The organism is Streptomyces sp. NPDC048185, from assembly GCF_043202495.1.
GTDB lineage: Bacteria > Actinomycetota > Actinomycetes > Streptomycetales > Streptomycetaceae > Streptomyces.
Window position 1 is genome coordinate 147,231 of the sequence record NZ_JBIDAN010000016.1, and the last position, 13,484, is coordinate 160,714.

The 13,484-nt window shown below is 71.6% G+C and carries 9 protein-coding genes; 3 read left to right on the plus strand and 6 right to left on the minus strand.

Annotation, left to right across the window (positions count from 1 at the left end; all coding sequences use genetic code 11):
* The first annotated feature begins 38 nt into the window (after positions 1-38).
* Positions 39-1,268 (plus strand): cysteine--1-D-myo-inosityl 2-amino-2-deoxy-alpha-D-glucopyranoside ligase, encoded by a 1,230-nt coding sequence (gene mshC / locus ACGF3H_RS33875; protein ID WP_362494290.1) that lies wholly within the window; start codon positions 39-41, stop codon positions 1,266-1,268.
* A gap of 84 nt (positions 1,269-1,352) precedes the next feature.
* On the opposite strand, the gene ACGF3H_RS33880 is transcribed toward mshC, so the two are convergent.
* From ACGF3H_RS33880 to ACGF3H_RS33905, 6 genes are all read right to left on the minus strand, one after another.
* Positions 1,353-2,339: a PAC2 family protein gene (locus ACGF3H_RS33880; protein WP_362494292.1), complete on the minus strand. Its 987-nt coding sequence runs from the start codon at positions 2,337-2,339 to the stop codon at positions 1,353-1,355.
* 142 nt (positions 2,340-2,481) lie between these two features.
* Positions 2,482-3,153, minus strand: coding sequence for a FadR/GntR family transcriptional regulator (locus tag ACGF3H_RS33885; RefSeq protein ID WP_362494295.1), 672 nt, complete (start codon positions 3,151-3,153; stop codon positions 2,482-2,484).
* 139 nt (positions 3,154-3,292) lie between these two features.
* The gene (locus tag ACGF3H_RS33890) at positions 3,293-4,909 is read right to left on the minus strand and encodes a glycerol-3-phosphate dehydrogenase/oxidase (RefSeq protein ID WP_362494298.1); all 1,617 of its coding nucleotides are present in this window, start codon (positions 4,907-4,909) and stop codon (positions 3,293-3,295) included.
* Between the two features lie 8 nt (positions 4,910-4,917).
* Positions 4,918-6,456, minus strand: coding sequence for a glycerol kinase GlpK (glpK, locus tag ACGF3H_RS33895; protein WP_362494300.1), 1,539 nt, complete (start codon positions 6,454-6,456; stop codon positions 4,918-4,920).
* Between the two features lie 84 nt (positions 6,457-6,540).
* A complete protein-coding gene (locus ACGF3H_RS33900) occupies positions 6,541-7,335 on the minus strand; it encodes an MIP/aquaporin family protein (protein ID WP_362494303.1) in 795 nt (264 codons plus the stop codon).
* A 341-nt stretch (positions 7,336-7,676) separates the two neighbouring features.
* On the minus strand, positions 7,677-8,450 hold the full coding sequence (locus ACGF3H_RS33905) for an IclR family transcriptional regulator (RefSeq protein ID WP_362494306.1): 774 nt from the start codon (positions 8,448-8,450) through the stop codon (positions 7,677-7,679).
* Between the two features lie 389 nt (positions 8,451-8,839).
* On the opposite strand from ACGF3H_RS33905, the gene metH reads away from it, so the two are divergent.
* Positions 8,840-12,352, plus strand: a complete 3,513-nt coding sequence (gene metH, locus ACGF3H_RS33910; protein ID WP_362494309.1) for a methionine synthase — start codon at positions 8,840-8,842, stop codon at positions 12,350-12,352.
* 139 nt (positions 12,353-12,491) lie between these two features.
* Positions 12,492-13,193: an HAD family phosphatase gene (locus tag ACGF3H_RS33915; protein ID WP_362494312.1), complete on the plus strand. Its 702-nt coding sequence runs from the start codon at positions 12,492-12,494 to the stop codon at positions 13,191-13,193.
* The last annotated feature ends 291 nt before the right edge of the window (positions 13,194-13,484 follow it).

A 13,484-nucleotide genomic window follows, 5' to 3' on the forward strand; every position in this document is an offset into this window, starting at 1 on the left:
GTTCGTGGACGGAAGACCCGTCCGGTTAGGCTCATGGCATGCATGCCTGGCCCGCTTCCGAGGTCCCCGCCCTGCCTGGTCAGGGCCGCGACCTGAGGATCCACGACACCGCGACCGGCGGCCTCGTCACCCTCGACCCCGGTCCCGTCGCCCGTATCTACGTCTGCGGCATCACCCCGTACGACGCCACCCACATGGGACACGCGGCGACCTACAACGCGTTCGACCTCGTGCAGCGCGTGTGGCTCGACACCAAGCGGCAGGTTCACTACGTCCAGAACGTCACCGACGTCGACGACCCCCTCCTGGAGCGGGCCGAGCGGGACGGTGTCGACTGGACCGCCCTCGCCGAGAAGGAGACCGCCCTCTTCCGCGAGGACATGACCGCGCTGCGCATGCTCCCGCCGCAGCACTACATAGGCGCGGTGGAAGCCATACCCGGAATCGTCCCGCTCGTCGAGCGGCTGCGCGACGCCGGCGCCGCCTACGAGCTCGAGGGGGACATCTACTTCTCCGTCGAGTCCGACCCCCACTTCGGCGGCGTCTCCCACCTCGACGCGGCCGCCATGCGGCTGCTGTCCGCCGAGCGCGGCGGCGACCCGGACCGGCCGGGCAAGAAGAACCCGCTCGACCCGATGCTGTGGATGGCGGCCCGCGAGGGCGAGCCCAGCTGGGACGGGGCCTCCCTCGGCCGCGGGCGCCCCGGCTGGCACATCGAGTGCGTGGCCATCGCCCTCGACCACCTCGGCATGGGCTTCGACGTCCAGGGCGGCGGCTCCGACCTGGCCTTCCCGCACCACGAGATGGGCGCCTCCCACGCCCAGGTGCTCACCGGCGAGTTCCCCATGGCCAAGGCGTACGTGCACGCCGGCATGGTCGCCCTCGACGGCGAGAAGATGTCGAAGTCCAAGGGCAACCTGGTCTTCGTCTCCCGGCTGCGCCGCGACGGCGTCGACCCGGCCGCCATCCGGCTCACCCTGCTCGCCCACCACTACCGCTCCGACTGGGAGTGGACCGACCAGGTGCTGCGCGACGCCGTCGCCCGCCTGGAGCGGTGGCGCGCCGCCGTGTCCCGGCCCGACGGCCCGCCCGCCGAGGCGCTCGTCGAGGAGATCCGCGAGGCCCTCGCGAACGACCTGGACTCCCCGGCCGCGCTCGACGCCGTCGACCGCTGGGCCGCGCTCCAGGAGGAGACCGGCGGCACGGACACCGGCGCGCCCGGCGTCGTCTCCCGCGCCGTCGACGCCCTGCTCGGCGTGGCGCTGTAACCACCCGCGCGAAGGACAGGGGGCGCTTCCCGCGGGAAGCGCCCCCTGTCCGTTCCTTCTTCGCCGCTTCCTTCGCCGCTTCGCTCAGTCCTCCGACGACTCGTCGTCGTCCCCGCCCGCCTTCGGCGGCTTCGGCGGGCGCGTGCGGCCGCTCGGATTGTCCCGCAGATACGGCGTCCCGGGCGTGCCGTCGCCACCGTCCGCGGTGGCGTGCCCGCCGGGCCCCGAGCCGCCGTCCCGGCGCCGCAGGTACCGCTCGAACTCGCGGGCGATCGCCTCGCCCGAGGCCTCCGGCAGCTCCGCGGTGTCCCGGGCCTCCTCCAGCGACTGGACGTACTCGGCGACCTCGCTGTCCTCCGCGGCCAGCTGGTCCACGCCCACCTGCCAGGCGCGCGCGTCCTCGGGCAGCTCGCCCAGCGGGATGCGCACGTCGATCAGGTCCTCCAGCCGGTTCAGCAGCGCCAGCGTGGCCTTCGGGTTCGGCGGCTGCGACACGTAGTGCGGCACCGCCGCCCACAGCGACACCGCCGGCACGCCCGCGTGCGTGCACGCCTCCTGGAGGATGCCGACGATGCCCGTGGGGCCCTCGTACTTGGTCTCCTCCAGGTCCATGCGGCGGGCCAGGTCGGTGTCCGACGTGGTCCCGCTGATCGGCACCGGACGGGTGTGCGGGGTGTCGCCCAGCAGGGCGCCCAGGACGACGACCAGCTCCACGCCCAGCTCGTGGGCGAAGCCGAGCAGTTCGTTGCAGAACGAACGCCAGCGCATGGACGGCTCGATGCCGCGGACGAGGACGAGATCGCGCGGCTTGTCGCCGCCGACGCGGACCACCGAGAGCCGGGTCGTCGGCCATGTGATCTTGCGGACACCGCCGTCCATGAAGACCGTGGGGCGGTTCACCTGGAAGTCGTAGTAGTCCTCGGCGTCCAGCGCCGCGAACACCTCGCCCTTCCACTCCTTGTCCAGGTGCGCGACCGCGGCGGAGGCGGCGTCACCGGCATCGTTCCAGCCCTCGAACGCGGCCACCATGACCGGGTCGATCAGCTCGGGAACCCCCTCGAGCTCGATCACCCAGCGCCTCCTTCCGACGTGCCCTCGCGTACCCCCCAACCTTACGGCGTGCCGAGGGACCGCCCGCAGCCCCCTTGCACGGGGGAGTGAACGGATCACTGCCCCGATCCCGGCTGCCGGACACCCTGCCGCCGGGGCCGGATCAGAGGGTGGAACGCAGCCACCGCTCCACGGACGCGATGTGCACCGTCGCCCACGACCGCGCCGCCTCCGCGTCGCGCTCGCGCAGCGCGGCCAGGATCGCGCGGTGCTCGTCCAGGGTGCGGGCGATCGCGCCGTCCTCGGTCCGGCCGCGCAGGACACGGGCCCGGGCGGTCGGCCCCGACAGGCCCTCGAGCAGGGAGCTGAGCACCGAGTTGCCCGACGCCCGCACGACGGCCCGGTGGAACTCCAGATCGGCGGCGACCAGCTCCTCCACCGACGGCGCGTCACCGAGGCCCTCCAACCGGTCGGCGAGCGCGTCCAGTTCGCGCTCGTCGATCCGCGAGGCCGCCATCGCGGTCGCGGCCGGCTCCAGGATGCGGCGCACGGCGAGGAACTCCAGCACCGTGTCGTCGCGGTGGAAGTCGACGACGAAACCGAGCGCCTCCAGCAGGAGTTGCGGGTCGAGGCTGGTGACGTACGTGCCGTCGCCCTGCCGTACGTCCAGGATGCGGATCAGCGACAGGGCGCGTACCGCCTCCCTCAGGGAGTTGCGGGACAGGCCGAGGCCGGCCGCGAGCTCGCTCTCCCTGGGCAGCCGGTCGCCGGGCCGCAGCGCGCCGGAGACGATCATGCCCTTGATCTTCTCGATCGCCTCGTCGGTGACTGCCACGGCCGGCCTCCCGGTCTCTCGAGGATGCCGCCCAGACATCCGATGTCTCACGGAGACTACCGGCGTCACCGTGCGGCGATGCGCGCACCGGGAGGCGGCGGCGCGGTCGCCGCGCGGTCGCCTCCCGGTGCGCCGGGGCCTACTTCCGGTCGAGCAGTCCCTGGACCCTGGCCCGGATCTCGTCCGAGGCCAGGCCGCGGATGGTCAGCGTCGTCCGGCGGCGCAGCACGTCGTCCGGCGTCTCGGCCCACTCGTGGTCGCGGGCCCACACGACCTGCGCCCAGATCTCCGGCGCGTCGGGGTGGACGCGCTCGGCCAGCTCCGGGTTCTCGTTGGCGATCCGGGCGATGTCGAAGGCCAGCGAACCGTAGTGGGTGGCCAGGTGCCGGGCGGTGTCGGCCGCCATGCGCGGGCCGGGTGCCGGGCGGTCCACCAGCAGCCGGTGGGCGACCGCGCGCGGGTTGGCGACGCCGGGCAGCGGCAGCTTCTTCGGCAGCGAGGCGATCGGCTCGAAGTCGTCGCCGAGCGGGTGGTCCGGCAGCGCCTCCAGCTTCTTCATCACCGTGCGGCCGATGTGGCGGAAGGTGGTCCACTTGCCGCCCGCGACGGACAGCATGCCGCCCCGGCCCTCGGTGACGACCGTCTCGCGCTTGGCCTTCGCCGTGTCACCGGGTCCGCCCGGCAGTACGCGCAGACCCGCGAACGAGTACGTGATCAGGTCCCGGTCGAGCTGCTGGTCGCGGATGGAGAACGCGGCCTCGTCCAGGATCTGGGCTATGTCCCTGTCGTTGACCGCCACGTCGCCCGGGTCGCCCTCGTACTCCTCGTCGGTGGTGCCGAGCAGCAGCATGTCCTCCCAGGGGAGGGCGAAGGTGATCCGGTACTTGTCGATCGGGGTGGCGAGCGCGGCCTTCCAGGGCGCGGTGCGCTTGAGCACCAGGTGCGCGCCCTTGGACAGGCGGATCGACGGCGCCGCGTTCGGGTCCTCCATGCGACGCAGGTGGTCGACCCAGGGGCCGGTGGCGTTGAGCACCAGGCGCGCGTTCACGCCGAACTCGTCGCCGGAGAGCCGGTCCTTCAGCTCGGCGCCGGTCACCCGGCCCTTGGTGAAGCGCAGGCCGGTGACCTCGGCGTGGTTGAGGACGACCGCGCCCGAGTCGACCGCCGCGCGGACGGTCATCAGCGCCATGCGGGCGTCGTTCATCTGGCCGTCGCCGTACACGGCGACGGCCTTGAGGTTGTCGGTGCGCAGCTCCGGCACGTCCTGCGCGGCCTTGGCCGGGGAGAGCAGGTGGCCGACGCCGTCGCCGAAGGCGGACAGCGCCGAGTACGCGAAGACACCGGCACCCAGCTTCGCCGCGCCGTGCGGCCCGCCCTTGTACACGGGGAGGTAGAACGTGAGCGGGTTCGCCAGGTGGGGAGCCACCTGGCGGGAGACCGCACGGCGCTCGAAGTGGTTCTCCGCCACGAGCTTCACCGCGCCGGTCTGCAGGTAGCGCAGTCCGCCGTGGAGCAGCTTGGAGGAGGCGGAGGAGGTGGCGCCGGCGAAGTCGCCGGCGTCGACCACGGCCACCCTGAGGCCGGACTGCGCGGCGTGCCAGGCGGTCGAGATGCCCAGGATGCCGCCGCCGATCACGAGAAGGTCGTACGACGCCTTGGAGAGCTGCTCCCGGGTCTCGGCCCGGCTCGGGTTGGAGCCGGAGGCCGGGTGCGTCCCCAGGGCAGGCACGGACTGCAGGGTGGACTGAGTGGTCATTGCGCTTCTTACTCCTCGTCCTCGAGCCAGCCCATGGTCCGCTCGACGGCCTTGAGCCAGCTCTTGTACTCACGGTCGCGGGTCTCCGCGTCCATGCGGGGGGTCCACTCGGCGGCCCGCCGCCAGTTGGCGCGCAGGTCGTCGGTGCTGTTCCAGAAGCCGACGGCGAGGCCGGCGGCGTAGGCGGCGCCGAGGCAGGTGGTCTCGGCGACCATCGGGCGCACCACGGGGGCGTCCACGAAGTCGGCGAGGGTCTGCATCAGCAGGTTGTTGGAGGTCATGCCGCCGTCGACCTTGAGGGCCGAGAGCTCGACGCCCGAGTCCTTCGTCATGGCGTCGGCGATCTCGCGGGTCTGCCAGGCGGTGGCCTCCAGGACGGCGCGCGCGAGGTGCGCCTTGGTGACGTACCGGGTCAGGCCGGCGATGACACCGCGGGCGTCGGAGCGCCAGTACGGGGCGAACAGGCCGGAGAAGGCCGGCACGAAGTAGGCGCCGCCGTTGTCCTCGACCGACAGGGCCAGGGTCTCGATCTCGGCGGCGGTGGAGATCAGGCCCATCTGGTCGCGCATCCACTGCACCAGCGAACCGGTGACGGCGATCGAGCCCTCCAGGGCGTAGACCGTGTCCTGGTCGCCGATCTTGTAGCCGACCGTGGTCAGCAGGCCCGAGTACGAGTTGATGATCTTGTCACCGGTGTTCATCACCATGAAGGTGCCGGTGCCGTACGTCGACTTCGTCTCGCCCTCGGAGAAGCAGGTCTGGCCGAACAGGGCCGCCTGCTGGTCGCCGAGCGCGGAGGCGACGGGGATGCCGCCGAGCAGGTCGCCCAGCCTGCCGCCCGTGATCTCGCCGTAGACCTCGGCGGAGGAGCGGATCTCGGGGAGCATCTGCATCGGCACGCCGATGGACTCGCAGATGCGCGGGTCCCACTCCATGGTGTGCAGGTTCATCAGCATCGTGCGGGAGGCGTTGGTGACGTCGGTGACGTGCCGGCCGCCGTTCACACCGCCGGTCAGGTTCCAGATGACCCAGGTGTCCATGGTGCCGAAGAGCAGGTCGCCCGCCTCGGCGCGCTCGAGCAGGCCGTCGACGTTGTCGAGCAGCCAGCGGGCCTTGGGGCCGGCGAAGTAGGAGGCGAGGGGCAGGCCGGTCTCGCGGCGGAAGCGGTCCTGGCCCACGTTGCGGCCGAGCTCGCGGCAGAGGGCGTCGGTGCGGGTGTCCTGCCAGACGATGGCGTTGTGGACGGGCTCACCGGTGTTCCTGTCCCACACCAGCGTGGTCTCGCGCTGGTTGGTGATGCCGATGGCCTTGATGTCGTCGCGGGTGATGCCGGCCTTCTCGACCGCCCCGGCGACGACCTCCTGGACGTTGGTCCAGATCTCGGTGGCGTTGTGCTCGACCCAGCCCGGCTTGGGGAAGATCTGCTCGTGCTCCTTCTGGTCGACGGCGACGATGCGTCCGTCGCGGTCGAAGACGATGCAGCGGGAGGAGGTGGTGCCCTGGTCGATGGCGGCGATGAAGGGGCCTGCGGTGTGGGCGTCGGTCACTGTGTGCTCCTGGGTTTCCGTGGTGGGACGGCCGGTGCTGCGGCGCGTGTGCTGCGGCTCGATGATGGCCGAGCGGATGCCCGCTCAGGCGAACGCGACGTTGTAGACACCTCCCGCGATCGCTCCGCCGATCAGCGGGCCGACGACCGGGATCCAGGCGTAGCCCCAGTCGGAACCGCCCTTGTTGGGAAGGGGCAGCAGTGCGTGCACGATGCGCGGGCCGAGGTCACGGACCGGGTTGATCGCGTAGCCCGTCGGGCCGCCGAGGGACAGACCGATGGACACCACCACGAACGCGGTGATCAGGGCGCCCAGGGTGCCGAGGCCGTTGCCCTCGTCGTTGAGGCCCTGGGTGAGGATGGCGAGCAGCAGGACGAAGGTGCCGATGATCTCCGTGGCGAGGTTCTGCACCGCGTTGCGGATCTCGGGGCCGGTCGAGAAGACGCCCAGCACGGGTCCGGCTCCGGTCTCCTGGGCCTCGACGGCCTTGGCCGTCGTGTCCTGCGCACCCGGGCCGCCGACGATCTCGCGGTCGGTGAGGTGGGCCTGGAACTGGCCGTAGTAGGCGACCCAGACCAGGACCGCGCCGATCATGGCGCCGAGCAGCTGGCCCGCGAGGTAGGTCGGGACGTTGCTCCAGTCGCCGTCCTTGATCGCGATGCCGACCGTCACGGCCGGGTTGAGGTGCGCACCGGAGAGCGGGCCGGAGATGTACGCCGCCGTCATGACGGCGAAGCCCCACCCGAAGGTGATGGCGAGCCAGCCGGCGTTGCGGGCCTTGGAGGCCTTGAGCGTCACGGCGGCGCAGACGCCGCCGCCGAGCAGGATGAGTATGGCGGTACCGATGGTCTCGCCGATGAAGATGTCGGAGCTGGACACCCGCGACTCCTTTGTCCTTCGTCCAGGGGAAGCCGAACCCCGGGTCCCTCCGGGTGTTCCGGCGCCCTCGGTGTGAGAGCGATGGCGGCCCTTGGCGTTGTCACACTCTAACGCGTATTGCCGGTAGGTGTTCGACAATGCCGACCGATGGACGGGAGTCTTGCTTCGCCTTCACATGTGCGTCAAGGGTTCTGTTATCGAAAGCACGATCGTTATTGATCGCCGCGGGTTATCGGTGGCGTGGACCGGCTCCCGGCGCCTTGCCGCCGGGTGTCCGCGCCCGGGTACGCGGACGGGCCGGAACGCCCCCCGGCGTCCCGGCCCGTCCGCGTGTCCGCGCCTCAGAACCGCCCGGCGCCCAGGTCCCGCGACACCGCGCGGGCGCAGTCCCGTACCGCCGCGATCAGCTCGGGCCGCAGCGCTCCCTCTTCGTCGGACCGGCACAGCCGCTCCACGGCGCCGGTGATGCCGACCGCGCCGACCGGCATCCGGCGCCGGTCGTGGATGGGGGCGGCGATGGACGCCACGCCCTCCCAGGTCTCCTCCACGTCGGCCGCGTAGCCACGCGCGCGCGTGATGTCGAGGATGTGCTCGAACCCGTCCGGCTCGCAGACGGTCCGGTCGGTGAACGCCTTGCGCTCGACCTCCAGCGCCTCGCTGTGCGCCACCGGGTCGTACGCCGACAGCACCTTGCCCAGGGCGGTGGAGTGCAGCGGCTGCATGGCCCCGATCTCCAGGACCTGCCGGCTGTCGTCGGGCCGGAACACATGGTGGACGATCAGCACGCCCTGCTGGTGCAGGACGCCGAGGTGGACGCTCTCGCCGCTCGACCGGGCGAGGTCGTCGGTCCACACCAGGGCCCGCGCCCGCAGTTCGTGCACGTCGAGGTAGGTGGTGCCCAGGCGCAGCAGTTCGGCGCCCAGCTGGTAGCGCCCCGAGGCCTCGTCCTGCTCCACGAAGCCCTCCTGCTGGAGGGTGCGCAGGATGCCGTGGGCGGTGCCCTTGGCCAGACCCAGCGACGAGGCGATGTCCGACAGGCCGAGCCGCCGCTCGCCGCCCGCGAGCAGGCGCAGCATCGCGGCCGCCCGCTCGAGCGACTGGATGTTCCGTGCCATCGACGTACTGCCTCCGTCCCCTTCGACTGCCGACCTCGGCGTCGCTGACGTCGTTCGGCAATGCCGAACACTACCGGTCCATGCCGACCTCCCGCTAACGGTCGGCGGGCAACTGTTGCACTCGGACCGCGTTCCGCAGGGGTCCGGGCGCCCGCCGCCCGGCCGTCTCCCGGTCGCGGACGGGCCGCGGGATTCGCCCTTTCGGGCGCTCGCGTCACCCCTTGGGGGAGGGCTCCGGGCCTCCATCCTCGTCCGTCACGTGGACGCCCCGGCCACCGGCCCCGGCTCCCGGCTACCCTGGCGACGTGCGTTCTTCCCCGGGACGTCCCGGACGGACGGGACCCGGGGAACGCAAAGCCGACAGCCGTCGCATCCTAGGGAGCCCCTTCATGGCCTCGTCGCCGTCCACCCCGTCCGCCGACACCCGGACCCGTGTGTCCGCCCTCCGCGAGGCGCTCGCCACCCGTGTGGTGGTCGCCGACGGGGCGATGGGCACCATGCTCCAGGCGCAGAACCCCACGCTCGACGACTTCCAGCAGCTGGAAGGGTGCAACGAGGTTCTGAACCTGACCCGGCCCGACATCGTCCGCTCGGTGCACGAGGAGTACTTCGCCGCCGGCGTCGACTGCGTGGAGACCAACACCTTCGGCGCCAACCACTCCGCGCTCGGCGAGTACGACATCCCCGAGCGCGTCCACGAGCTGTCCGAGGCCGGCGCACGGGTCGCCCGCGAGGTCGCCGACGAGTTCGCCGCCCGGGACGGCAGGCAGCGCTGGGTGCTCGGCTCCATGGGCCCCGGCACCAAGCTCCCCACGCTCGGCCACGCCCCGTACACCACCCTGCGCGACGCCTACCAGCGCAACGCCGAGGGCCTGGTCGCCGGTGGCGCCGACGCCCTCCTGGTGGAGACCACCCAGGACTTGCTGCAGACCAAGGCCTCCGTGCTCGGCGCCCGGCGCGCGCTGGACGCCCTCGGCCTCGACCTGCCCGTGATCGTGTCGGTGACCGTCGAGACCACCGGCACCATGCTGCTCGGCTCGGAGATCGGCGCCGCGCTCACCGCGCTCGAGCCGCTCGGCATCGACATGATCGGCCTGAACTGCGCCACCGGCCCGGCCGAGATGAGCGAGCACCTGCGCTACCTGGCCCGGCACTCCCGCATCCCGCTGTCCTGCATGCCCAACGCCGGCCTGCCCGTCCTCGGCAAGGACGGCGCCCACTACCCGCTGGGCGCGCCCGAGCTGGCCGACGCCCAGGAGACCTTCGTCCGCGAGTACGGCCTGTCCCTGGTCGGCGGGTGCTGCGGCACCACCCCCGAGCACCTGCGGCAGGTCGTGGAGCGCGTCCGCGACATCACGCCCGGCACCCGGGACCCGCGACCCGAGCCGGGCGCCGCCTCCCTCTACCAGACCGTGCCCTTCCGCCAGGACACCTCCTACCTGGCGATCGGCGAGCGCACCAACGCCAACGGCTCGAAGAAGTTCCGCGAGGCCATGCTGGACGGCCGCTGGGACGACTGCGTGGAGATGGCCCGCGACCAGATCCGCGAGGGCGCCCACATGCTGGACCTGTGCGTGGACTACGTCGGCCGGGACGGCGTCGCCGACATGGCGGAGCTGGCCGGACGGTTCGCGACCGCCTCGACGCTGCCGATCGTGCTGGACTCCACCGAGGTCGACGTCATCCAGGCCGGCCTGGAGAAGCTCGGCGGCCGCGCGGTGATCAACTCGGTCAACTACGAGGACGGCGCCGGCCCCGAGTCCCGGTTCGCGCGCGTCACGAAGCTGGCGCGGGAGCACGGCGCCGCGCTGATCGCGCTGACCATCGACGAGGAGGGCCAGGCCCGCACCGCCGAGAAGAAGGTCGAGATCGCCGAGCGGCTGATCGAGGACCTCACCGGCAACTGGGGCATCCACGAGTCGGACATCCTCGTCGACTGTCTGACCTTCACCATCTGCACCGGCCAGGAGGAGTCCCGCAAGGACGGCCTGGCGACCATCGAGGGCATCCGCGAGCTCAAGAGGCGCCACCCGGACGTGCAGACCACGCTCGGCCTGTCCAACATCTCCTTCGGCCTCAACCCCGCCGCCCGCATCCTGCTCAACTCCGTCTTTCTGGACGAGTGCGTCAAGGCGGGCCTGGACTCGGCGATCGTGCACGCCTCCAAGATCCTGCCGATCGCCCGCTTCGACGAGGAGCAGGTCACCACCGCCCTCGACCTGATCTACGACCGCCGCCGCGAGGGCTACGACCCGCTGCAGAAGCTGATGCAGCTCTTCGAGGGCGCCACCGCCAAGTCGCTGAAGGCGTCCAAGGCCGAGGAACTGGCCGCCCTCCCGCTGGAGGAGCGCCTCAAGCGCCGCATCATCGACGGCGAGAAGAACGGCCTCGAACAGGACCTGGACGACGCCCTCCGGGAGCGCCCGGCCCTCGACATCGTCAACGAGACCCTCCTGGACGGCATGAAGGTCGTCGGCGAGCTCTTCGGCTCCGGCCAGATGCAGCTGCCGTTCGTGCTCCAGTCCGCCGAGGTCATGAAGACCGCGGTGGCCCACCTCGAGCCGCACATGGAGAAGACCGACGACGAGGGCAAGGGCACGATCGTGCTGGCCACCGTGCGCGGGGACGTGCACGACATCGGCAAGAACCTCGTCGACATCATCCTGTCCAACAACGGCTACACCGTCGTCAACCTCGGCATCAAGCAGCCGGTCTCCGCCATCCTGGAGGCCGCCGACGAGCACAAGGCCGACGTCATCGGCATGTCCGGGCTCCTGGTCAAGTCCACGGTGATCATGAAGGAGAACCTGGAGGAGCTCAACCAGCGGGGCCTGTCCGCCGACTACCCCGTCATCCTCGGCGGCGCCGCCCTCACCAGGGCGTACGTCGAACAGGACCTCCACGAGATCTACGACGGCGAGGTCCGCTACGCCCGCGACGCCTTCGAGGGCCTGCGCCTGATGGACGCCCTGATCGGCATCAAGCGGGGCGTGCCCGGGGCCAAGCTGCCCGAGCTGCGCCAGCGCCGGGTGCGGGCGGCCACAGTCGAGGTCGAGGAGCGCCCCGAGGAGGGCCACGTCCGCTCCGACGTCGCCACCGACAACCCCGTCCCCACCCCGCCCTTCCAGGGCACCCGCGTCGTCAAGGGCATCCAGCTCAAGGAGTACGCCTCCTGGCTCGACGAGGGCGCCCTCTTCAAGGGCCAGTGGGGTCTGAAGCAGGCCCGCACCGGCGAGGGACCCTCGTACGAGGAGCTCGTCGAGAGCGAGGGCCGGCCCCGGCTGCGCGGGCTGCTGGACCGGCTCCAGACGGAGAACCTGCTGGAGGCGGCCGTGGTCTACGGCTACTTCCCCTGCGTCTCCAAGGACGACGACCTGATCGTCCTGGACGACGCCGGCAACGAGCGCACCCGCTTCACCTTCCCCCGGCAGCGGCGCGGCCGGCGGCTGTGCCTGGCCGACTTCTTCCGCCCGGAGGAGTCCGGTGAGACCGACGTCGTCGGCTTCCAGGTCGTCACCGTCGGCTCCCGGATCGGCGAGGAGACGGCCCGGATGTTCCAGGCCAACGCCTACCGCGACTACCTGGAGCTGCACGGGCTGTCCGTCCAGCTCGCCGAGGCCCTCGCCGAGTACTGGCACGCACGCGTGCGCTCCGAGCTCGGCTTCGCCGGGGAGGACCCGGCCGAGATGGAGGACATGTTCGCCCTGAAGTACCGGGGCGCCCGCTTCTCCCTCGGCTACGGCGCCTGCCCCGACCTGGAGGACCGCGCAAAGATCGCCGACCTGCTCCAGCCGGAGCGCATCGGCGTCCACCTGTCCGAGGAGTTCCAGCTCCACCCCGAGCAGTCCACCGACGCCATCGTGATCCACCACCCGGAGGCCAAGTACTTCAACGCCCGCTGAGGCCCGTACGGACCCGCTCCGCACCGCTCCAGGCGCCACACCAGGCGTTCTGGTCCCGCACGACGTACACTGGTCGGTCCACTGCAGGCCGGTTCCCCTCGTGGGAACCGGCCTGATCGTCCCTCAAGGAGGTACGTGGATGACCAGTACGGTCCCCGCGCTCGGAATCCGTACGGCCGAAGGCTCAGCCCTGCAAGCCGTGCTCCTCGACATGGACGGCACTTTGGTGGACACCGAGGGCTTCTGGTGGGACGTCGAGAAGGAGGTCTTCGCCTCCCTCGGCCACACCCTCGACGACTCCTGGCGCCACGTGGTGGTGGGCGGCCCCATGACCCGCAGCGCGGGCTTCCTTATCGAGGCCACCGGCGCCGACATCTCGCTCGCCGAACTCAGCGTGCTGCTCAACGACGGCTTCGAGGAGCGCATCGGACGCGACCTGCCCCTCATGCCGGGCGCGGCCCGGCTGCTCGCGGAGCTGTCCCGGCACGAGATCCCGACCGCCCTGGTCTCCGCCTCGCACCGGCGCATCATCGACCGTGTCCTGGCCTCGCTCGGCCGCGACCACTTCGCGCTCACCGTCGCGGGCGACGAGGTGCCGCGCACCAAGCCCCACCCCGACCCCTATCTGGCCGCCGCCGCCGGACTCGCCGTGGACCCGGCCCGCTGCGCCGTCGTCGAGGACACCGCGACCGGAGTCGCCGCCGCGGAGGCCGCGGGCTGCCACGTCGTGGCCGTCCCCTCGGTCGCCCCCATCACCCCGGCCGCCCGGCGCACCGTGGTCGGGTCGCTGGAAGAGGTCGACCTCGCCTTCCTGCGCGGTCTCATCACCCACGTGGGCTGAGCGTTCACACAGCGTGCGGCACGGCCGTACCCGGCACCCGGAGCGAACGCCTCCCCCGCGGGCCTCGGTGGCGTCCATATGTGAGGTTCGCCACCCCGGCAGGGGTCGACAGGCCGGTGCGGCTGTGCCGAAACGACCCGGGAGAACGTTGTCGGAGCGCCCATGTGTCCCGATTGGTGAAGCGCTGCACTAATCCTTCCGCTGTCGGGTTTTCGGTGTGTCCACGCCCGGTTTCGCTCTGTGATGAGCCCTCAACTCCGGGGGCTGCGGGCCCTCGTGCGGGCGCGGACT